General features: G+C 72.2%; 16 protein-coding genes. 3 read left to right on the forward strand and 13 right to left on the reverse strand.

Going from position 1 to position 22,213, the window contains the following annotated elements; genetic code table 11:
• Positions 1–4 precede the first annotated feature (4 nt).
• The 6 genes from AB0M82_RS14620 to AB0M82_RS14645 form a co-directional block, all read right to left on the reverse strand.
• Positions 5–1,294 (reverse strand): MFS transporter, encoded by a 1,290-nt coding sequence (locus AB0M82_RS14620; protein ID WP_364721579.1) that lies wholly within the window; start codon positions 1,292–1,294, stop codon positions 5–7.
• Entirely contained in the window at positions 1,294–2,571 is a 1,278-nt protein-coding gene (locus tag AB0M82_RS14625; protein WP_364721581.1) for a glutamate synthase-related protein, read from the reverse strand. The genes AB0M82_RS14620 and AB0M82_RS14625 overlap by 1 nt, the downstream gene beginning before the upstream one ends.
• Entirely contained in the window at positions 2,568–3,563 is a 996-nt protein-coding gene (locus AB0M82_RS14630) for an asparagine synthetase A (protein WP_364721583.1), read from the reverse strand. The genes AB0M82_RS14625 and AB0M82_RS14630 overlap by 4 nt, the downstream gene beginning before the upstream one ends.
• The gene (locus AB0M82_RS14635; RefSeq protein WP_364721585.1) at positions 3,560–4,852 is read right to left on the reverse strand and encodes a methylaspartate mutase; all 1,293 of its coding nucleotides are present in this window, start codon (positions 4,850–4,852) and stop codon (positions 3,560–3,562) included. The genes AB0M82_RS14630 and AB0M82_RS14635 overlap by 4 nt, the downstream gene beginning before the upstream one ends.
• Positions 4,849–5,256: a cobalamin-dependent protein gene (locus AB0M82_RS14640; protein WP_364721587.1), complete on the reverse strand. Its 408-nt coding sequence runs from the start codon at positions 5,254–5,256 to the stop codon at positions 4,849–4,851. The genes AB0M82_RS14635 and AB0M82_RS14640 overlap by 4 nt, the downstream gene beginning before the upstream one ends.
• Before the next feature lie 90 nt (positions 5,257–5,346).
• Positions 5,347–6,672, reverse strand: coding sequence for a helix-turn-helix domain-containing protein (locus AB0M82_RS14645; protein ID WP_364721589.1), 1,326 nt, complete (start codon positions 6,670–6,672; stop codon positions 5,347–5,349).
• A 151-nt stretch (positions 6,673–6,823) separates the two neighbouring features.
• Here AB0M82_RS14645 and AB0M82_RS14650 point away from each other — a divergent pair, with 151 nt between their 5' ends.
• The gene (locus AB0M82_RS14650) at positions 6,824–7,063 is read left to right on the forward strand and encodes a hypothetical protein (protein ID WP_364721591.1); all 240 of its coding nucleotides are present in this window, start codon (positions 6,824–6,826) and stop codon (positions 7,061–7,063) included.
• An 11-nt stretch (positions 7,064–7,074) separates the two neighbouring features.
• Here AB0M82_RS14650 and AB0M82_RS14655 read toward each other — a convergent pair whose 3' ends face one another.
• Together AB0M82_RS14655 and AB0M82_RS14660 are read right to left on the reverse strand one after the other, a co-directional pair.
• Entirely contained in the window at positions 7,075–9,882 is a 2,808-nt protein-coding gene (locus AB0M82_RS14655) for a BTAD domain-containing putative transcriptional regulator (protein ID WP_364721593.1), read from the reverse strand.
• 139 nt (positions 9,883–10,021) lie between these two features.
• Positions 10,022–10,375, reverse strand: coding sequence for a nuclear transport factor 2 family protein (locus AB0M82_RS14660; RefSeq protein WP_364721595.1), 354 nt, complete (start codon positions 10,373–10,375; stop codon positions 10,022–10,024).
• Positions 10,376–10,951: 576 nt separating this feature from the next.
• Between AB0M82_RS14660 and AB0M82_RS14665 the strand changes: the two genes are divergently transcribed.
• Positions 10,952–11,935 (forward strand): hypothetical protein, encoded by a 984-nt coding sequence (locus AB0M82_RS14665; protein WP_364721597.1) that lies wholly within the window; start codon positions 10,952–10,954, stop codon positions 11,933–11,935.
• 144 nt (positions 11,936–12,079) lie between these two features.
• On the forward strand, positions 12,080–13,276 hold the full coding sequence (locus AB0M82_RS14670) for an MFS transporter (RefSeq protein WP_364721599.1): 1,197 nt from the start codon (positions 12,080–12,082) through the stop codon (positions 13,274–13,276).
• Here the strand turns inward: AB0M82_RS14670 and AB0M82_RS14675 are convergent.
• The 5 genes from AB0M82_RS14675 to AB0M82_RS14695 all read right to left on the reverse strand — a co-directional run bounded on the left by AB0M82_RS14675 (position 13,266) and on the right by AB0M82_RS14695 (position 21,876).
• Positions 13,266–13,691: a hypothetical protein gene (locus AB0M82_RS14675; RefSeq protein WP_364721601.1), complete on the reverse strand. Its 426-nt coding sequence runs from the start codon at positions 13,689–13,691 to the stop codon at positions 13,266–13,268. The two genes, AB0M82_RS14670 and AB0M82_RS14675, sit on opposite strands and share 11 nt — an antisense overlap.
• 13 nt (positions 13,692–13,704) lie before the next feature.
• On the reverse strand, positions 13,705–17,649 hold the full coding sequence (locus AB0M82_RS14680) for a hypothetical protein (protein ID WP_364721603.1): 3,945 nt from the start codon (positions 17,647–17,649) through the stop codon (positions 13,705–13,707).
• 232 nt (positions 17,650–17,881) lie between these two features.
• Positions 17,882–20,050 (reverse strand): DUF1707 domain-containing protein, encoded by a 2,169-nt coding sequence (locus AB0M82_RS14685; protein WP_364721605.1) that lies wholly within the window; start codon positions 20,048–20,050, stop codon positions 17,882–17,884.
• An 84-nt stretch (positions 20,051–20,134) separates the two neighbouring features.
• Complete coding sequence (locus AB0M82_RS14690; protein WP_364721607.1) at positions 20,135–20,893, reverse strand: DJ-1/PfpI family protein; 759 nt, start codon at positions 20,891–20,893, stop codon at positions 20,135–20,137.
• The gene (locus AB0M82_RS14695) at positions 20,890–21,876 is read right to left on the reverse strand and encodes a DJ-1/PfpI family protein (protein WP_364721609.1); all 987 of its coding nucleotides are present in this window, start codon (positions 21,874–21,876) and stop codon (positions 20,890–20,892) included. Before AB0M82_RS14695 ends, AB0M82_RS14690 begins: the two co-directional genes overlap by 4 nt.
• Positions 21,877–22,213: the final 337 nt, after the last annotated feature.

Here is a 22,213-nt window from a genome sequence, read left to right on the forward strand (position 1 = left end):
GCACTCACCTCGTTGGATTGCTTGCTGCGACTGGATATTCGGAAGGGAAATCACGGGTGCGCCGGATCGGGCCGATGAGCCGGACGCCCTTGCCGAGCACCGCCGCGGCGAACAGCACCCACAGCGCGGCACGCAGCCCGATCGCCGCGCCGAGGGCGCCGCCGAGCACCGCGCCGGCCGGCATCACGCCGTACTGCAGGAACCGGGAGCTGGTGAACATCCGGCCGAGCAGTTCCGGCGGGCAGTACGTCTGCCGGAACCCGTTGACCACGACGTTGCCGACGACCATCCCCGCGGCGGGCACGGCCATGCCGACCACGAAGAACAGCAGGCCGAAACCGTTGCCGGCCAGCGGGACCAGCAGCCCGAACGGAGTGGCGCCGAGCGAGCAGACGAGCATCGCCCTCGCGGTGCCCAGCCGCTTGGCCAGCCGCGCCGCGAGCACCGCCCCCAGCAGTCCGCCGACCGCGTCGGCGGTCAGCAGCAGGCCGACGGCGCCGAGGGGAACGCCGACCTCGCGCACCAGGAACAGCACGATCAGCGCCATGTAGCCGTTGAGGATCAGGTTGTCCACCGACGCGGCCAGTGCGAGCACCCGCAGGTACCGATCCCGCCCGACGAACCGGAGGCCTTCGCCGATCTCCCGGCGCATGTCCCCCGGCCGCGATTCGACCCGCCGCCGGGGCTCCCTGGCCCGGATCAGGTGCAGGGACACCGCCGAGGCCAGGAAGGTCAGCGCGTCGACGAACAGTCCGGCGAGCCCGCCGAACCACTGCGCGATGAGCCCGCCCGCACCCGGGCCGGCCATGTTGGCGACCTGCTCGCTGCCCTGCAGCTTCGCGTTGCCCTCGGCCAGCCGGCCCTTGTCCAGCAGGAACGGCACATAAGCCTGGTACGCGGTGCTGAAGAAGACGGACGCCGCGCCCAGCACGAGCACCGCGGCCAGCAGCAGCCCGATCGACAGCCAGCCGAACCAGGCGGCCACCGGCACCGCGATCAGCGTGCCCAGGCACGCGAGGTCGCAGGTGATCATCACCGCGCGGCGGGGCAGCCGGTCCACCAGCGCCCCGGCGTGCAGGCCGATCAGCAGCCACGGCAGCCAGGCCGCGGCGCCGAGCACCCCCATCGCCAGCGGACCGGCGTCGAGTGTGCCGACGGCCACCAGCGGCAGCGCGACGGCGGTGATCCCGGTGCCCAGCCTGCTGGTCGTTTCACCGGCCCAGAGCAGCCGGAAGTCGTGGTGCCGCAGCAACCCCCCGCGCGCGGGAGCCGCCGTGCCGGCGGGCGCGCTCATCACGAGCTCCGCGATCCGGTCAGGCCCGGCACCGGGACCGGCGCGGGTTCGAGCGGCCAGACGTCGTCGCGCCCGAGCGCCCCGGTGTGGTACTTCCCCAGCGCGCTGGTCAGCATCCGCAGTTCCAGCGCCAGGCATTCGACCAGGTTGACCAGCCCGCCCTCGGGATCCTCATCGACCGCGAGCAGCGCGGCCCGTCCGAGACCGGCGGCGTCGGCGCCGAGCGCGAGGCACTTCGCCACCCGTGCGCCCTCCCACATCCGGCCGGACACCAGCAGGCAGGAATCGTGCGCGCCGATCCGGCGCAGGCATTCGGCGAGCGGCAGCCCGACGTGGCGGAGGAAGGCGGTGGGCGCCCAGCCGGTGCCGCCCTCGGCGCCGTCCACGGTCACCGCTTCGGCGCCGGCTTCCCACGCGATCCCGGCGGCCGGGCGGACGTCCCGGCCGGGCGGCAGCTTCACCCACACCCGTGCGCGGGGGAAGTTGTTGCGCATCAACCGGATCTGCTGCCGCAGGATCTCCTCGGTGAAGGTGCCCGGGCTGCTGCAGCGCAGCACCCGGTCGCTGCCTTCGCCGAACACCGGGTCCATCGCGAAGGCCTCGGACAGCCGGCCGGCGCCGGCCGCGTCGAGCACGGTGAGCCCGCCGAGACCCGGCTTGGCGCCTTGGCCGACCTTCAGTTCGAACGCCAGCCGCCCGGACTCCAGCAACGGCCGCGTGTTCGGGTCGCTGTAGACCAGGTTCCAGACCTCGGCGTCGGCGTCCTCGGTGCTCTGCTGGATCACCACGCCGCCGCAGCCGTCCGGAAGCTCCGCCGCGTAGCCGGTGATCCGGGCGAGCAGCGAGCGGGCCCCGTCCCGCTCGACCCGCCCGTACCCGTTGACCGGCACCACGTTCTCGCCGACCACCATCGGGATCCCCAGCCGTCCCGCCTGCCTGCTCGCGGCCGTGCCGAGATCGACGCTGGCGACCTGGGTGGACCCGAACGCCGAGAGGTACAGCGGGTAGCGGGACTCGAACCCGCCGATCGCGGTGTCCAGCCCGACGTCGGTGTACACCGGCTCCCTGGCCAGGTCGATCAGCTTTTCCAGGCGCTGCGGGACGAACACCGGCGGCACCAGGCGCAGCGCGTCGATCCCGTCGGCACCGTCGTCCGGGCCCGCACCGAACAGGGTGGTGCCGTAACCGCCGACGTCCGGGAAGACGGTGGCCGTGCCGGACCTGGCCCGCTCGCGGACCGCGGCTTCCGGGAAGTTCTCCGCACTCAGCGCGCTCATGGCAGCACCACTCCCGGCACCTTCGGGTAGGCGCTGGCCTGCCACACCGAGTCCAGGCCGGCGACGTACCTGGTGAACCGCTCCAGGCCGATGCCGAAGCCCGCGCTGGGCGGGATGCCGTCGCGGACCATCCGCAGGTACCAGCCGTACTTGGCGGGGTTCTCGCCGGTCTCGCGCATCCGGGCGACGATCGTGGCGTAGCCGTTCTCACGCTCGCTGCCGCTGCACAGCTCGCCGTACCCCTCCGGGGCGATCAGGTCGAAGTTGCGCAGGAAACCGGGCAGCTGCTCGTTCTCCCGGTCGTAGAACCCGCGGGAACCCTTCGGGTAGTCGGTGACGAAGAACGGCTTGCTCGACTTGCGGGACAGCAACGCCTCGCCGGCCCAGTCGATCTCCGCGTCCGGGCTCTGGTCGTGGCCGAGGGAATGGAGGTCGGCGACGGCGGTGGCGTGGGTGCGCCGCTCGAAGGAGCCGGCGAGCAGGTCGGCGAACGCTCCGGCGTCCCGCCCGAGCAGTTCCAGTTCGGCGGGCAGGTGGTCGACGACCCCGCGCACGACCGCCGCGACCAGCCCTTCGGCCACCGACATGATGCTTTCGCGCGACGCGTTCGCCACCTCGACGTCGATCTGGTGGAACTCGGCCAGGTGACGGCTGGTGTTCGCCGTCTCCAGCGGTTCGAGGCGGACGTTCGGCGCGATGCAGAAGATCTTGTCGAACGCGGTCAGCGACGCCTGCTTGTAGAGGATCGCGCTGGTCATCAGCTTGTAGCGGTGCCCGTAGTAGTCGACGTCGACCTGCTTGGCGCCGCGGGCGCCGGGGTCGGTGACCGGGCCGATGATCGGCGGCAGCAGCTCGGTGAAGCCCTGCCCGGACAGGAACTCCCTGGTGGCGGTGAGCATCCGGTGCTGGATCCTGAGCACCGAGCGCGTGACGGGTGAGGACAGGTGCTCGCGCGGGCTCGCCGGTAGCGCGAGCGCTGTTTCGCTGGTCATCTCTGGTTCGCTCCCTTGGTCTCGCCGGCGGCGCCGGTCAGGCACCCTTCGATCGCGGCTTCGTCGTAGGTTCTTTCCACAAAGGACAGTGAGGCGAGCAGGCCCGCGGCGGTCAGCTCGCCGGCGGCGCCGGGACGGCGTTCGGGCGGCAACGGCATCGACCCGGTCCGCGACCACCGCAGCCATCCATCGGTGTCGAGATAGCTGCGGGCAACCCCGGCGTTGTCCGGGTGCAGGCAGAACGGGACGTCGAGATAGCCCAGCCGGAACGCGTCGGCCAGCGCGTGCCCGATGTCCGCGCGCAGGTTCAGCACCGCCTCGACCAGCGCGCGGGCCTCGGCGTAGATGCCTGTGTCGGGGGCGGGCACCGCGTCCGGGACGCACCCGGCGGCGGCGAGCGCCGCCGCCTCGAGCGCGGCCACGTTCTCCGCGATCGTCGGGATCCGGTGGGCCTCGGCGACCGTCTTGACGATCAGGCGCGCGGCGCCGGTCCGCACCGCCAGCCGGGCCGCGTCCGCGAGCAGGCCGGTCGCGCCGCCCGGCGTCTTCGGGTAGACGCCCATGTAGGTGTAGATCACCACGTGGAGGTCGAGGTCTCCGATCAGCTCGGCGGCCAGCGTGCGCAGCGCGAGCACCGCCTCGCGGTCCTGCTCGGGACTGGTCTGCTGGGCGTAGCTGAGCGAGATGCTGCGCAGCCCGTGACCGCGGAAGAACAACCCCTCCAGCACGCTGATCGCGACCAGCAGGCTCGGCGGGCAGAGCTGGCCCATCATGCAGCCGCCGAAGCTCTCCAGGTGGGGTTCGACCCCGGTGGACCGGAGTGCGGCGAGCTGCTCGCAACAGCGCGCCCAGCTGCGCACCGAGTTCTGCACCGGCACCCGGCTGTAGGGCAGGCAGTAGGAGATCGGCCCGCCTTCGGTGGCGTGCAGCCCGGCGCGGATCACCGTCGCGACGATCTCCTCCGGCACCGCCGAACCGTGCCGGACCTGCACCGGGAAGCCGTCGCTCGCCGTCCCGGCCAGCACCCGCCTGGTGGTGGCCGGCTCGTGCGCGGTGATCGGGTAGCCGTTGAGCGCCGCGCCGCTTTCGAGCGCGGCGCGGGCGCCGGCGTGGTCGCCGACCCGGGTGTAACTGTCCAGCGTGATCGTGCCGACGGTGGTGGCCGCCGCCGCGCGGGTGGCGAGCAGTCCGGCCCGCATGACCGCCGGGTCGCTCATGCCCATTCTCGGCTGCACGACCAGCTGCCCGAGGCGGTGTGCTTCGGCTACGCGTGCTCCGAACCCGCTCATTTCCCGACACCTACCGACAACTGCGTGACGAACGAGATGAACGAATCCATTCCGGTGGCGCGCTCGAATACCGCGTCGAATCCGGAGGAGCGCAATGATCCGGCCCGGTCGCGGCCGTCGCTCCCGTTGATCCCGAGCTTTCCGCCGATCACCACCGGCGTCCGCGCCAGGTCCGGGTTCGCCCGGATCCGGCCGATCAGCCGAAGCCCGTCCCGGTACCCGTGGCCGTTCACGCTGCTGACCACCACGAGTGCCGGGCGGGTCCGCAGGCACTCGGAAACGACCAGGTCATCGGGTACGCAGGCGCCGAGGTTGACCACCTGGTGGCCGAGTTCCTCCAGCACCAGCTGGAGGTGGACCAGGTTCCAGGTGTGCGCGTCGGATGACACACTGGTGACCACCACGTCCCGTCCCCCACCGCCTGCGCGGCCGTCCAGCAATGGTTCGCCCGGATGCATTGTTCCGCCTTTTCGTCGGCGCGAATCACCTTTTGCTCAGGCTGTCCGCGTTGAATCGGTTGCTTCGAACATATCCGGGGAAAATGCCGGAACCGGCAGCCGGAGCGGCAGTACGGCGGCAGTTTCGGCGCCTTCGCGCAGTACTGCGGACCGGGCCGCGCGCACCAGTCCGAGCAGCCGGAACCGGCCGGGCCGCGTGCTCGCCAGCAGCCCCAGCGACACCAGCCGGTGGACCAGGCGCACGCATTCGCCGACCGCGAGGCCGCTCAGCTCGACGATCTCCGCCAGCGAGCGGTCCGAGCCCGCGCCCGGCGGCCGGGCAAGCCGGTCGAGCAACGCGGACTCCGCGTCGTCGAGCCCGGACACGGTGTCCCGCACGGCATCGAGCCAGCAGGCCAGCCGTTCGGTGGCGAACCCGAGCGGGTCGCCGGTCAGATACGCGAGCAGGTCGGTGGGTTGGTAGACCAGGAACCACGACGCGGCCGCGTCCAGCGCCGGCGGCACGCCGTCCAGCCGGTGCACGATCGCCGCCAGCGCGCCCGCGTTGGCGGCGCTCACCTGGAAGCCCGGCCGGACGTGCCGGATGTGGTGCAGCAGCAGGGCCGCCGCCGGGGAAGCCGGCAGTGTCGCCGGCGACGGCTGCCCCTCGGGCAGGGCGAGGGGCTCCAACGGGACGGCGCACTCGCCGGGAACGCCGAGCGGGGCCCGCGCGGTGCACAGCACCCGAAGACCCGGACACCGGCGCAGCAGCCGGGCGGCCCCTTCGAGCAGGGTGGACCGGTTTTCCGGTCTGTCCAGCACCAGCAACGCCGGCGCGTCGCCGACGTGCGGTTCGAGGTCGGCCATCGACGTCGGGTGGTGATCGTCTTGCCAAAGCACGGGCATGCCCTCGCCGCGCAGAGCCGAAGCCACCTCCAAGGCCAGCCTGGTCTTGCCGATCCCGGCCAGCCCGGTGAGGGTCACCAGCCGCTGCGCGCCCGACCGGAGCAGCTCGCCCAGTTGAGCGCATTCGACGTCGCGGCCGATCAGCGCGCCGAGCGGCGCGGGCAGGGGCGGCGCCTCCGGCCGGAGGCCATCACGCCGCGCGGACTCGAACTCGGACCTGCCGGACCCGGTCAGGCCGAGCCCGTCGGCGATGAGCCGCGCGGTGTCCGGCCGTGGCCGCCGGACCCGGCCTGATTCCAGATCGCGAATCGCCCGGACGCTGACCGTCGAGAGATCCGCCAATTGCCGCTGGGTCAAACCGCGTCTGCCCCGATATGTCCGGAGCAGGATCCCGAATTCCTGACTCATGCTGTCCGTCCCGTGATCCCGTCCGCCCGTGGAGCCGATCCCCACCCGCGGAGTCACTGTGACCAGCATCGATGCCCGGTTATCGCCGTGGCATCACCGGGCCGCGCCGCCCGCCTGCCGCCGCGATAAGGCGCGGATACCCGACGAAATAGTCCGGCGATACCCCGGGCTCATAAATTCGATTTCACCAGCAGGGAACACCGAAGGAACGGACCGAAAAATGCGAATCATCAGGGCCACCGTGACCGCCGCCGCCATCACCGCCGCCATGCTGGCGCCCACCGTCGCCGCGTTCGCCGGCACCGCGTTCGCCGGCACCGCGACGGCCGCCACGGTGACCGCGGTCGCGGACGACACCCCGTGGGGCTCCGGTGACGACACGCCTTGGGGCACGCCGGCTCCCGGCGGCGACGACACTCCGTGGACCGCCGGGCAGCCGGCCGAGGACACCCCGTGGTGAGGCGCGCTCCGCTAACCGGCCGAGCGGGCGGTGAGCTCCGCCAGGTCCGCGCGGATGTCGTCGGCCCCCGCGCGATCGATCGTCTGCTCGCAGACGCCGAGCGCCTCGGCGAGCAACTGCTCGGCGATGTCGGGATGCCCGAGCCGGGCGTTGACCTGGCCGAGCCGGCGCAGGATCCGGGCCTCGCCGACGACGTCGCCCCCTTCGCGGACCGCCCGCAGCAACTCGACGAGCGTCTGCCGCGCTTGTTCGCACTGGCCGTCGTGCATCATCAGTTCCGCGAGCCGGTAGCGGATCTGGACCTCGACGCGGCGGTTGCCGACCTCCCGGCAGATGGCCAGCGCGTCGTCCAGATGGGTGCGGGCCTCGCGCAGGCCGCCGCGGTCCAGTTCGATCTGGGCGATCTGGCCGAGCACGTGCGCTTGGCCGATCAGGTCACGGACGGCGCGGAAGCCGGTCAACGCCTGGGCGAACCGCTCCAGCGCGCCGCCGGCGTCGCCACGGGCCTTGTGCAGCAGGGCCAGGTTGCGCCGGACCATCGCCAGCCCGTGCGTGTCGGCCAGCAGCTCGAACTCGCGTAACGCCGGCTCCAGCTCGGCCTCCGCCGAAGACAGCCTTCCGCGGCTGAGGTAGAGCGACCCCAGTGAACAGGACAGGGCCGCGGTTCCGCGGCTGTTCCCCTTGGCGCGGGCGACATCCAGCGCCAGCCGGTGGGTGCGTTCCCAGTCCTCGAAGTAGCAGCGGGCCTCGAACAGCGTGACCAGGGTGACCGCGAGGTCCCAGCACAGCTCGTCCAGCGAGCACTCCGCCGTCAGCGCCACCGCGCCGCACAGGTTCTCCTGCTCGGATTCCAGCCAGCCCAGCGGATCCGCCAGCGCCCGGGCGGCGTAGGACGGCGGCTGGCGCCACCGCTCGGCGGTCCCGTGCAGCACCGTGAAGTCGCCGCCGTAGACGCGCGCGTGAGCCGCCTCGGCGAGGGCCAGCCAGCCGCCTGCCACCCGGCCCGCCGCGGCGTTCCGCAAGTCGGCGTGCTCGGCGTGCTCGAGCTGTTCCCGCGCGAACAGCCGGATCAGCCCGTGCAGCTTGTAGCGGGGGCCGCCGGTGACGTCGAGCGCGGCCACCTCCACCATCTGCGCGTCCACCAGCAGTTCCAGCAGGTCGGCGGCGGCCAGGTAGTCGGCGTCCAGCAGCGCGGCGGCGACCCAGCTGGGAAAGCTCGGGGTGTCCAGCAACCCGAGCAGCCCCAGCAGTTTGCGGGCCTGCGGCGGCAGCCCGTCGAAGGTCAGCGCGAGGCTGGCGCGCACCATCAGCTGACCGTGCGCGAGTTCGTCCAGCCTGCGCCGTTCGTCGGAAAGCCGTTCGAGCATCCAGGCCAGCGTCCAATGTGGACGAGCGCCCAGCCGGGCCGCGACGATGCGCAGGGCCAGCGGAAGCCGGCCCACCAGCCGGACCAGCGCGTCGGCGGCGGCCGGTTCCGCCGCGACCCGCCGCGGCCCGATCACGCTGGACAGCATGCCGATGGCTTCGTCGTGCCCGAACACCTCGACGTCGAGGGCCTGTGCCCCGGCCACCCCGGTCAGCCTGGCCCGGCTGGTCACCAGCACCACGCACTTCCCGCTGCCCGGCAGCAGCGGTGTCACCTGCGCCTCGTCCGCCGCGTCGTCGAGCAGGACGAACATGCGCCGGCGCGCGAGCAGATGGCGGAACATTTCCGCGCGCTCGTCGGCGTGCTCGGGGATCACTTCGCCGGGCACGCCCAGAGCGCGCAGGAACCGGCCGAGCGCGTCGACCGCCCTGGTGGGCTGGTCCCGGTGGCCGCCCAGATCGCAGTACAGCTGGCCGTCGGGAAAGTGGGCGTCGCCGAGCCGGTGCGCGACGTGCACCGCGAGGGCGCTCTTGCCGACGCCGGGCTTGCCGAGCAGGACCACCACCCGGGTCGCGTGCCGGCCGTCCGGGCCGAGCAGCAGCCGTTCGGCCCGGGCGACCAGCTCCGCCCGGCCGGTGAAATCGGCGACATCGGCGGGAAGCTGGAACGGCACCGGGACGTCGGCCTCCTCCGGCCGCGCCGGCGGGGGCTTGGCCAGGGCGTCCGCGGCTTCGACGTCCGCCACCTCACCGGCCAGGATCGCGGTCTCCAGCCTGCGCAGTTCCTCCCCCGGTTCCAGCCCCAGCTCGTCGATCATCAGCTCGCGGCCCAGCCGGTAGGTTTCGAGCGCCTCGGCCTGTCGGCCGGCGCGGAACAGCGCGAGCATCAGCTGGCCGCGCAGCCGTTCTCGCAGTGGTTGCTCGGCGACCAGCGTCGACAGCTCACCCACCAGCTGGTGGTGCCTGCCCAGCCGCAGTTCGATATCGACGCGCGTCTCGATGGCCGAAAGCCGGCTCTCGTCCAGCTGGATGGCCTTGGCCTCCGGAATCCGGCCGCGCACCCCGCTCAACGCCGGACCCCGCCACAGGGCGAGCGCGCGGGCCAGCACCTCGGCGGCCTGCGCCGGCTTGCCTTCCCGGCTCAACGCGTCCGCGGCGCCGACCGACTCGGCGAACACCCGCGCGTCGAGCTGACCCGGCGCCACGTTCAGCTGGTAGCCGGGCGGCTTGGTCACGATCGTCTCGCCGAGCCCGTGTTCGACCAAGCTGTTGCGCAGCTTGGAAACACAGATCTGGACCTGCGTGCGCGCGGTCGCCGGCGGATCGTCTTCCCAGATCGCGTCGATCAGATGGCCGATGCTGACCACCCGGTTGGCCTCCAGCAGCAGAACGGCGAGAACGGTCTGCTGCCGTCCGTGCGGAACTTCGTACTCGGCGTTACCCGGTATCGCCACCTGCAAAGGACCGAGAATCCGGAAAACCGGCGCGCCTTGGTGCGCTTCGCCCGCAGCGGCCATCTGTCCCCCTAGAGCACGCTCCAGGGGAGGCTAGGTGACCAAAAGATCCAAGTCAGCCTCCAGCCGGGTGAACCCCTCAGGCGGGATCAACATAGTGGTAGCACTTCTGCTCGACGAGCAGGCCGTCATTCGACAACGTGAAAATGTCCGCGAAGTCCACTTCTATTGCGGAACCGCGGTATTCCCCGACGAACCGGCCGGTCGCCGCGACCCGCCCGCCCGAGGCGAAGACGTCGTGCACGATGTGCTCACCGGTCCCCCGCAGCTGGCGCACGGCGGCGAGCCGTTCCGCGGCCCGGCGGCCGCGAATCGGTTCCTGACCGGGCTGATCGAGCCGTACAGCGGTGTCCAGCAGCGACGCGTAGCCGTCGGTGTCGCCTCGGTTCAGGTAGTCGTAGCTGAGCCGCACGTGCTCCAGCCCCACGGCCATGACCCCACCCGGTACTCGATCGTCTGCCATCACTCGCCCGCCGATTCCTCTCTGTGCCCATCACCGGTAGCCGGTGCTCCACCCAGGCTTCACGACCGCGTTTCCATTCGGCTATTCCGCCCTTATCACCGCCCTATGGGACCGGCGAAAGACGCGTTCGCCGAGATCGTGCCGGCAATTTCGACGGCCCGGTCCGGCAATCGGGTCCGGCAATCGAGTCCGCCGTTGCGGATCGCGGCCGGCGATCTCCATTGACGCCGGATGACTGGGCCGAGCGCGCTGCACGTGCGGACGTCCGTGCGAAACGCCGACCAGTGGGTTCGACGTCCCGGCGTGCGCAAATCGTTGTGCGGCAACGGCGTGCCAGCCGTTAATCTGATCGTCGACCCCTTGTTCCGCCCTGGACCTTCGGCGACCCGTGATCGGTCGAGCAATTAGGGAGCCGGCCATGGGTGTGCGCATCGAAGTCGCGCCGGCGCTCAGGAGGCCACGCCGGGGCGATCCGCACAGCACCATGAAGGGATTGGCGACCAAACGCCTGCGGCAGCACGCCCGCGGGAGAGTGGGCGGGATCGCATGACCGTCGAGCCACGACCTGAGCACCCCCGGGCGGTCCGGATCGGCGAAGCGGACGTCCGCCGGCTGGAAGCGGCCACCCGGGCGTTTCGCGCCCTGGACTACCGGCACGGCGGTGGGTCCTGCCGCGACGCCGTGGAAGCGCTCGTGCCCTATGCCGAACTGATGCTTCTCGGTGTGGTGCGGGAACCGGCACGGCCCCGGCTGTGCACCGCCGTCGCCGATCTGCACAACCTCGTTGGCTGGACCAGTTTCGACGAAGGCAGACCGGGTGCCGCGCTGGCCGCGTTCGGCCGGGCACTCGAACTGGCCACGACCGCGGGCAACGACGAGCTGCTGGCCAACATCTGCTACCGGATCGGCCGGGTTCACCTGCACTACGACGCCGTCGAGGAGGCGGTGGACCACTTCGAACGCGGACAGGCCGCGGCTCACCGGACCGGCTCCAGGCACGCGAGCGCGATCCTCTCGGCCAACCTGGCGTGGGCGGACGCGAAACGGGGTGACCCTCCAGCGGCACTCGCGCGGCTTCACGCGGCGAGAGAGCAGTTCGCCGCCGCGTCGGTGACCGCACCGCCGCCGTGGGCGGCTTTCTTCGGCGAGACCGACCTGGCGGCCATGATCGGGACCGTGCACACCGAACTGGCGCAGGTGGTCGACGTGCGCCACGCCGGTGAAGCGATCGAAGCGCTGACCCTCGCCATCGACGGTTACGGACGGACGATGGCACGGAGCCGGGCGCTGACGCGGATCTGGCTCGCCACCTCACACGCACTGGCCGGGGACCTCGACGAAGCGGCCCGCGTCGGCGGGGCGGCGATCGACGTCGCGGTCGAACTCCAGTCGGAGCGGACGAAACAGCGGATGTCGCCCCTGACCGCGGCCGCGAACCGCTTTCCCGGTAACGCGGACGCGCGCGAGATCCTGGAACGGATCGACCTGTTGCGCGGCGTGGCCGGTCCCGAACAGGTCACCCTCCCGTGAGCGCCTCGCCCCAAACCGGCCGAAGGGGAACCGGACCTGGCCCGGGAACCCACCGACGCCGGCCTTCTCCTCCACACGATCCTCGGCGAGCTCCCGCAAATCGTTGGACGCACGGCACGTTCCCACCCCATACTCCGGTGGATCATGCGCCCAGCCCACGTGTCCACGGTCGAGTACTCCCCACGACGTCGCGCGTTCGCGATCGGCGCGCTCGCCCTCGGCGCGTTCGGCATCGGCCTGACCGAGTTCGTCGTCGTCGGCCTGCTCGGGCCGCTCGGCGAAGACCTCGACGTTTCCATCCCCACCGCCGGGCTCCTGGTCACCGGTTACGCGGCGGCGGTGGCGATCGGCGCGCCGATCATGACCGCCGCCGGAACCAGGCTGCCGCGCAAGACCATGCTCACCGTGCTCATGAGCCTCTTCATCGCCGGGAACGTCCTCGCCGCCATCGCACCCGGCTACGGCGTGCTCATGGCCGGCCGGGTCGTCTCGGCCCTGTGCCACGGTGCCTTCATGGGCATCGGCCCGGTCATGGCCGCGAGCCTCGTCGCCCCCGAGCGGCGCTCCCGGGCCATCGCGCTGATGATGACGGGCCTGACGCTGTCGACCGTGGTCGGGGTGCCGTTCGGGACGGCGCTGGGCCAGCGGCTCGGCTGGCGTTCGGCGTTCTGGGCCATCGCCCTGATCGGCGCGGCCGCGCTGGCCACGATCGCGGCGTTCGTCCCGGCACGACCGAACGACACGGGCGGCGGGCTGCGGGGCGAGCTCGCGGTGTTCCGCCGCCTCCAGGTGTGGCTGGTGCTGACGGTGACGACGCTCGGCTGGGGCGCGGCCTACGCCGCGATCACCTTCTTGGAACCGATCCTGACGCGCGTCGCCGGTTTCGACGCCTCGGCGGTGCCGTGGCTGCTGTTGCTCTTCGGGGTGGGGCTGACCGGCGGCAACCTGCTCGGGGGCAGGCTCGCCGACCGGGCGCTCACCCCCACGCTCTACGGCACCATCCTTGCCGCGACCACCGCGCTGGTCGTGTTCGCCTTCGCCGCCCACCAGCAGGTCCCGGCGGTGATCATGGTATTCGTGCTGGGAGCCGCGAGCTTCGCGATGGTCCCCGTCTTCCAGACCCGCGTGATGGACGCGGCCAAGGACGCGCCGTCACTCGCCTCTTCCTCGAACGCCTCCGCGTTCAACTTCGGAATCGCCCTCTCCGCCTGGCTCGGTGGGCTGGCGATCGACGGCGGTCACGGGCTCATCGCCCCGGTGTGGATCGGCGTGGTGCTGGGCGTCGCCGCGCTGGGGGCCGCCGTGGTCTCCGGCGCCGTCGAGCGCCGCGCTACCCGCTGACCCGCACGATGCCGGTCGCGGGGTGCTCCGGCGGCGCCACCCGCAGGTCGAGCCCGGTCACCTGGGCGACCAGGCCGTCCAGCAGCGCGAACGCTTCGGCGTAGCCGGGTAGCTTCGAGACCTCGTACCACGGCAGCAGCACCGAGCCCGCGGACGGCTCCGTGATCCGCAGATCACGGAGCCGGTCGTCCGGGCTCGGCATGATCGATGGTGCCTGCGGGAAGCCGGCGGTGCGCAGCGCGGCGGCGAGGTCGTCGAGGAAACCGGGCGCGACCTGGGCGGTCCAGGCCTCGGCGCCGTCGCGGCTGTGCCGCGCCAGCCGGACCTCGCCGCCGGACTCGACTTCGAGCGTCACCCGGCCGAAGGGGTCGGTCGGGTTGTGCTCGTTGCCCACCTCGTATCGCACGTGTGCCAATGCCTCTCCTCGCTCAGGGGACGGTCAGGTCGTGGCGACCTTCGGGGTCACGGCCTTCCATGGACTCCATGACGAAGTTGACCTCCTCGAGATGCCTGCCGTTGGCGGCGCACCGTTCGAAGGTGCCGTGCTGGGTGTCGACAGCGTAGAGCGTGCCGGTCGCGGAATCCCGGTACACACTCCGGTTGTTGATCGAGCTCAGCCTGCTGTCGTAGGTCCAGCCGTTGCGCTCGGCCACCGTGCCCGCGGTCTGCTCGACCAGGGCGACGCGCTCGTTCGGCGACAGGTGGCGGATCTCGTTCTGGAACGCGGTGTTGTCGAACGCGCCGGTGTCGGCGGCCCCGCCGGTGCGGGCTTCCTCGATCCGGCCGAGCAGGTCGGCGGCCCGGCTTTCCAGCACGGCGCCCTGCTCGGCCGCGGCCAGTGCGTTCATGCCGCCGCTGCGGGTCGCGCTGTCCGGGGAAATGTCGAGGAAGATGTCCCGCTGCTCGCCGTAGGCCATCCGCAGTGCCCTGGCCTCGCCCTGGAACCGCGTGGCCAGCTCGGGATTGCGCCGCAGCATGGCTTCGACGGTCTTGATCCGCTGGTCGGCGGCGGCCAGCACCTCCGAATACCGCGTCGGCACGCCCTCGCCGCCCGCGGTCAACGCGTCCGGGGCGGGCGCGGCCTCTCGTGGGCCAGGCGCCGGAGTCCCGCCCGCTCCTCCCGTGGCGCGCGCGGCGTCGATGTCCGCGCCGAGCTGGTCGAGATGCCGGTCCTGCAGGCCGGTCGCCGGGTCCACCATCGGGTTTCCGGCGGCATCGCGCACGACGTTGCCCCGGGCGTCCCGGAGCCAGAAGTCGCCCATCAGGCTGCCGTCCTGGTGGACGCCCGGCGCGGTCGCGTCGCCACGGTTGACCGTCCGCGGATCGATGTACTCGTCGAGAAAGCCGAGCTGGTGGCCCAGTTCGTGGGCCAGCGTGGTCGGGTTGTCGCCGGTGAACCAGCGGTTCTGCACCGTCGGGCCGTTGCCGGGCTCGACGGCGACGTTGAGGTGCGCGTCGGCGGCGTCGGTGACGAACTCGACGGTCACGTGCAGCCGGTCGCCGTTGGGCAGGGTCCGGCCGTTGTTGTAGTGCTGGTCGATCCCGGCGTGCACGTTGTTCTGCATCTGGACCAGCTCGGCCGGTGTGACGCCCGGCTGCCCTTCGAGCCGGACCTTCATGGTCACCTCGGTGAGCTTGCCGCCCGGGCCGTAGTCGAACGTGCGGACCTCGAACCCTTGCTGCACGCCGTAGCCGTACGGGCTGCCGTCCGGCTGGGTCATCGGCGCGCCCGAAGCGTCCACCATCTGGTCGATCCGGGTGCCGCGCACGTCGGTGGACACCGCGGCTTCGCGTTGCTGGTTCTCGTAGAACTCCCGCAGCTCGGCCATGCTCTGTTCGTGGGCCGCGCCGCGGTCGACGCCGGTCGTCTGCTCGACCTGCTCCTGCATCGGTGTCCGCGAAGGCGACTCGACGGGTTCGGCGACCGTCGGCTCGGTGAGCGGGGCGTCCGGGCCGGTCGCCGGTTCGCGCTCCGGGACCGGCGCGGTCTCGCGTTCGCCCGGGGGCACCGGCTCGTGGCCGCCTCCGGCCGCCGGGGCGGGCTCGGCGACGCCCGCCCGATCGGCCAGCCGCGCCGAGGACGCGGTGAACTCCCCCGGCGTCACGTTGTAGGCCATCCCGGCGTCGACCATCGTGCCGCGGGCGCCTTCGGTGGCCGCGTGGATCCGGCCGCCGACCGCGTCGGACACCATGATCCCGCTGACCGCGGCGTTCAGGAGCAGGCCACGGTCCCAGTGGTCGAAGGCGTGGTCCCAGCCGCGGCTGCTGCCCTCCGTGACAACGTTCTGCACGACGCCCATGCCGACGCCGACCACGACGTTCGCCACCTTGCTCGCCGCCTGCTGAGTGGCCACTTCGGCGAAGACGCTGCGAGCGACGCCGTTGAGGATCGTGCTGCCGGTGCGGGCGCCGATCGCGCCGCTGACCCCGGCGCCGAGCGCGCCGCCCGCCGCGCCGAACACCGCGCCGAAGAACATCTCCTTGCCGACCTCGGACCAGCTCCACGGGTGGTTGCCCGCGTACTTCCCGGTGCCCGCGGCGTAGTCGGTCGCGTTGGACGCCAACGCGGACGCGGCCCCGGCGACCGCGCCGGCCAGGATGAGCGCGCCGATCCCGGTGCCGCAGATCGCGACGATCGCGATCGTCACCAGCAGCCCGACGACGAGGCCGGCGATGAACCCCGGGGTCAGCGCGTCCCAGGCGTCGGCGAGCTGCGACAGCAGCCAGCCGTCCTCGACGCGGCTGCGGGCGCGTTCGGCGGCATCGGTCATCCGGGCGTCGAGCGAGGTCAGCGGCTCGCCGGTGCGGGTGCGGGCTTCGGCGGCGTGCTGGTCCAGCCGGGTCCGCAGATCGCGGACGGCCTGGGCGAAGCCCTGGTCGACCTCCGTCGCGGTCCGGAACACCGATTCGGCGGTGCCGTCCACGACCTGGTCGCCTTGGGCCACGGCCTCGCGCATCAGCGTGGTGAGCTGCCGGGCCAGGCGTTCCTGCAAGCCCGCGGCCTGCCGGGCGCCGCTCGCGCCGACCGAACCGGCGTGCGCGGCACCGGCCGCGCCCGCCTCGCCGATCGACTCGTGCACCTGCGCCGCGGCCCGGCTGAACTCCGAGGCGATCTGCCCGGACATCGCGCGTGCCTGCCCGGCCGACATCCCGTAGGCCTCGCGCAGCGTTCCGGCGAGCGTGTCGCCGAGCTGCCGGGCGAACCGGCGGCGGACCGGGCGGCCGGTGACCTGCGCGAGGATGCCGGCGGTGGTCTCCCGGCCCGCCGCGGCCGTCTGGGCGCCCTGCTCGGCCAGCGCGCTCTCCACCTGTCCCGCGCTCTGCCGCAACGCGGTCCGGCCCGCGGCGGCGCGCTGCCGGATGGAGGCGCGCACGGTCGTCAGCAGCTGGGTCAGGCCGGTCGAGACGGCGCCGCCGGCCGCCGCCACCGCGGCGTTGCCTTCGCCCGCCGCGCGGCCGATCGAGCCGGTCGCCTGCTCGGCGGCCTGAGCCAGCCGCCGGTGCACGGGTTCGGTCTGCCGGCCGATCTGCTCGGCGAGCGCGCCGGCCTGCCGGACCAGGTCGCCACGGACCTCGGGGCCGGCCGCGCGCAGGTCGGCGTCGGTGCTGCCGAGGCTGCCGAGGATCTGCTCCGCGGTCTGGCCGGCGACCTCCTGCGCGGCCCGGCGCATCGCCGTCGTGGACTCTTCGCTTTCGCCGTGGAACGAGCCGAGCCGCGAAGCACCCCGCTGCCGGGCGTCGTTCGCTTGCCCCTCCACCGCGCCGCGCACGGAACTCGCGACGGTGCCCGCGGTCGACACCGCTTCGTCGCCGTGGGTCGTGCCCGCCTGACGGACACGCGCCGCGCCCTCGGCGACCAGAGCGCCCGCCTCGGCCTGCTGGGCGGTGTGCCGGGCGGCCAACTCGGCCTGGGCCCCGGAGCCGGCCGCGGCGACCGCCGCCTGCGCGGCCGCGACCGCGCCGGCGACCCGCCGCCGGGCCGCGGCGACCGCCTGCCCGACCGCGCCGAGCTCGGTCTGTTCCCTCCGGCCCAGCTGCTCCTCCTCCGCGGCGACGGCGGAGCGGTGGCTACCGAGCGTCTCCCGCAAGGCGGCGTCCAGTTCGGCCTGCCCGGCGTCGTCGTGGGCCCGGACCTCGTCGTACAGCTCCGCCGCGGCCGGGGCGAGCGGACGCTCCACGGGGACTTCCGGCGCGACCTGCGGCTCGGCTGCCGCGGTCTGCGGCGCTGCGGCGACCTCCGCCGTCTCCTCGGCTTCGACCTCGGGTTCGGGTGCGGGCTCGGGGATTCTCGGCGGCGTGATCGCGGCGAGCACCCCGGCACCGAGTTCGGCCGCGCGCTGAGGCGCCGCGAGCGCGACGGCTTCGGCGGGCACGGGCGCGGTCAGGGACTGGGTGACAGCCTGGTTTCCGGCCAGCCGCTGCAGATCCAGTACGCCTTGGGGTGCGCTGGGCGGTCTCGGTCTGTGTGGGGCTCGGCCGCGTTTGGCCGGTTCGTCACCGGTCTCGGCCTTCCCGCGCATGGTTCCATCTGAAAGGCCGCCGACCCGCCGGGCCACGGCCGGGCGGGCGCTTCCACGGGCACCGTTCGTCGCCCGCACAGACGCTTCAGGTCAGCGAATGAACCTCCGTCGCATCGCCGTCGCCGGCCGGACCCAGGAGCAGGGTCCGGTCCGGGAGCGCGACTCCGGCGAGGGCCTGCCCGCTCAGCCCGAGCATGCGCGGGAGCCGGGAACCGTCTCTCAGGTCCCACATCACCGTCTTCTCGAGCAGATCACAGGCGGCCGCGACCGGGGTGCCGTCCGGAAGGGACGTGCAGACAACGCTTTCCCTCTCCTCGGTCAGGCCGCCGATGGTGTGCAGCAGCGTTCGGCTCTGCGGGTCCCAGACGCGGACCGTCTTGTCGCTGCCCACGGATACGGCGACCGGGGTGCCATCGGGGAGCACCGTGGTGTCGATCGCATTGACCGGACCGTTGTGGCCGCACAGTTCGGACCGTTTGTTCCCGTTCTCGAGGTTCACGACCTGGATCGAATCCATGCCGGCCAACAGCGCGACCGGAGTGCCGTCGGGGAGCACCAGGGGCGCCATCGCATCGATGAACCAGTCGCCGGTGAAGGTGCTGAGCATCTTGCGGTCCCGCAGGTCCCACATCTGGACCGTCTCGAGGACGTTGCAGGCGACCGCGACCGGAGTGCCGTCGGCCAGCGCCATGCACTTGACCGACTGCGGGTCCCTGGCCAGGCTTGGCAGTGTGCCGCGCGGCGATCCGTCACGGAGGTCCCACACCCTCGCCGTGCGGTCCCCGCCGAGGGTCACCGCGACCGGTACGCCGTCCGGCAGGACGATGGCCGCGACACTCAGCACGTCGTGGGTGTGACCGCTGAGCGTGTGCCGCAGCGAATCGTCGGTCAGGTCCCACACCCTGGCCGTGTTGTCACGGCCACCGGTGATCGCCACCGGGGTGCCGTCGGGCAGGACCAGGCACGTCAGGGAAACGACGCCGCCTTTGTGCCTTCCCAGCAGTCGCTTGCGCGGCGCCTTCTTCGGCCGAGGAGCCGGCTGCGCCTTGGGAGCCCGCTTCACTCCACCAGAAGCCCGCTTCACTGCAGGAGGAGCCGATTTCACTACCGGAGCCGGCTTCACCACTGGAGCCGGCTTCGCCGCCGGGGCCCGCTTCACCTCGCGAGAAGCCCGCTTCACTTCACGAGGAGCCGGCTTCGCTACTGGAGGAGTCGCCTTCACTGCCGGATAAGTCCGGGCCACGGCACGAGAAGCCCTGTCCGCGGCATCGACCGCCTTTACGGTGCGCCAGCCCCATACCGCGAGCGCGACGAGCGCGAGCACCCACACTGACAGGATCAGGATGGCGAGAGACGCCAGCCCCGCGTTCCCCAAGCCGATCAAGATCACTATCACGGGGAAGCTGCCGATGCCGGCGACCGTGACGGCGGTGTTGACGGTCTTCAACGACGGCTTCCGCCTGGCACGCTTCCGCTTGGGAAGGTCGACGGGCGGCGCCGGCGGCAACGAACTCAGTGGCATAAGCGGGGCAACAGGTTCTGGTAGGTCCGCTACCACCCTCGCCAGCTCGTCGCGCAACCGCGCCGCGTACACCGCGCGCACCCGCTCGTCGAACTCGGGCAGGTCGAGCAGCCCCGCCTCCACGGCGTCGTGCAGTTGCGCGGCAACGGCTTCGCGGTCGGCGTGGGAGGCTCGCGGCGAGCGGGCCGGGCCCGCGTCGGCGGGCAGGTCGGCCACCAGCGCGGCCAGCTGCGCGTCGGTGGTCGCCCGCCGGACCGCCGCCACGCGGTCGCGCTGTTCGGCGGGATCCAGCAGCCCGCCGGCAACCGCGGCCTCGATGCGGGCGACCGCCTGATCGCGTTCGGCGAGGCTCGCTTTGGCGTCCAGGTCGCCGACGACGGCGTCGACGTCCGCGTACGTGACGGCTCGGTGCAGCAACGTTTCGGCGTCACCGTAGGCGGCCGCCTGGATCCGCCCGTCGGTCAGGGCGGCGGCCAGCAGCACCAGCGCTCGTTCCCGGTCCGCGGCGGAAATCCGCAGTTCCGGGCCGGTCTGGCCGGAACGGACGGGCAGCCCGGCGACGGCCGGCGTCAAATCCTTCCGCACCCGGGCGGCCTGGACGATCACCAGCCGCCGCTCGTACTCGGCCAGATCGAGCCGGCCTTCCCGCAACGCCGCGTCCAATGTGCCCGTGGCCGCTGCGCGGGCGTCGTGACCGATCCGGGTGTCCGGCTGACGCGAACCTCTTGCCATCGCGAGAGCATACTGTGCCGATCATTACCGATCCGACCACAGCCTGCCTGCTTTTGGCCGGATCAGTAATCAGTCCGGCCGGGGCTACACCTGGGATTCGGCCAGCAACCGCAGAGCGAGTTCCTTGAGTTCCGGACTCGCCGTGGCGGCGTTGCCGGCGTCGAACGGCGGCCGCGGGTCGTACTCGACGGCGAGCTGGATGCCGCGGGCGATCTCTTCGCCCTCGAGCAGGGACGCGAGGTACAGCGCGAGGTCGATGCCGGCGGACACCCCGGCGGCGGTGATGATCTTGCCGTCGCGGACGTACCGCTCGGGCACGTACCGGACGCCGAAGGTGGTTTCCAGGTAGCTCGCCGAGGCCCAGTACGTGGTGGCGCGCTCGCGCAGCAACCCGGCCGCGCCGAGGATCAGTGCGCCGGTGCACACCGACGTGGTCCACGTCGTGTGCCGGTCGATGCGGCGGATCCAGTCGAGCAGGACCGGATTCCGCATCGCGCCGACCGTGCCGCGGTTGCCCGCGCCCGGCACCAGCAGCACGTCCAGCCGGTCCACCTCGGCCACCGATCGGTCGGCCTGCACGGCGACATCCTTCGTGTCGGTGCGCACCGGTCCCCGGTGTTCGGCGATCATCGTCACCGTCGTGTCCGGCAGCCGGGACAACAGCTCCGCCGGTCCGGTCGGGTCCAGCAGGCTGAAGCCGTCGTAGAGCAGGATGCCGATCTGCCTGCCGCGGGGCGGCCGTCCGGGGGTCTGCGCCTCGGCGGTGCCGGTCGCGAGCCCGAACGCCGCGGCTGCCGCCACCGAAGTCAGCACTGTCCGGCGGGTGGTCTGCGTACTCGTCATGGCACGGGAGCCTGGCCCGGACGCGCCACGCGCGGTCGCGGCATGTCCGCCATCCTGCGAAGCGTGTCCCCGGTGATCCCATAGTGGTCGAGGAACGCCTGCCGCAGCGTCTCCGCCGAGGCGAACCCGCACCGGCGCGCGACGGCGGACAGCGGCAGCTCGCTGCCGCGTGCGAGGTGCGCGGCCGCTTCGGTCCGGGCCGCTCGCACCGTGCGGGCCGGGGTGCTGCCCAGGTGCGTGGTGAACAGCCGGTTGAGGTGCCGGGTGGTGACGCCGGCCAGCTCGGCCAGCGCCCGCGGGCTCAGGTCCTCGGCCAGGTGCGCGGCGATGTGGCCCAGCAGGTCGCGCACCACACGGTTGCCGGGCGGCGGGGCGGCCAGGAACATGCTGATCTGCGCCTGGTCGGCCGGGCGGTGCAGATAGGTCACCAGCTCGCGGGCGACCTCGCGGGCCAGGGTCGGACCGTGGTCGTCCTCGATCAGCGCGAGTGTGAGATCCAGCGCGCTGGTCACCCCGGCCGAGGTGTAGACGTTGCCGTCCCGGACGTAGAGCGGCGCCGAATCCACCACCACCGAAGGGAATGCGGCGGCCAGCACCTCGCCGTAGCCCCAGTGCGTGGTGACCCGCCGCTGATCCAGCAGCCCGGCGGCGGCCAGCACGAACGTCCCCGTGCACACCGACGCGATCCGCCGGCTCCGCGGGGCCAGCCGCCGCACCTGGGTCAGCAACCGGTCGTCCATGGCCGCCGCGCGCGTGCCGGCCCCGCCGACGACCAGCAGCGTGTCGATCCGGCCGGTCACCGCCGCCAGCCGCCGCGCGCCGGCCAGCACGATCCCGGACGAGCTGCGCGCACCCTCGCCGGAGACCGTGGCCAGCTCGACGGCGTACGGCGGCGCGGCGCCGTAGGAGTTGGCGATCTCCAGTGCCCCGCTCGGACAGGCGACATCGAGAATCTGTGCGTCGTCGTACGCGACGATCACCATTCTCCGGATCGTGCCCGCTCTGTTCCCCACCGCCGAAACCTAACGGCAGGACGTCTATTCGCTCGAATGGGGGTATCTCCGTTACGCCACCCACCACCGCTCGCCTGCTCCATTCGCTGTGCGACTTCCCGAACGTGCAGCATCTGGGCTTTGTCGAACTTCGACACGTTCGCGGCGCACTTCATGAATCGTTTTTAACGGGATTAGCCCACCGGGTCGTACCGGAACGACACCCTGATCCGCTACGTTACTTCCGTTTTCGTATCGGGACCAGACCGTGACCTGAACCGGCGGCCGGCGATGAAACGCCGGGACCGGATGCGGCGATTAGTACAGC

Origin of the sequence: Amycolatopsis sp. NPDC051128, from assembly GCF_040682715.1 — a bacterium.
In the GTDB taxonomy this organism is placed as follows: domain Bacteria; phylum Actinomycetota; class Actinomycetes; order Mycobacteriales; family Pseudonocardiaceae; genus Amycolatopsis.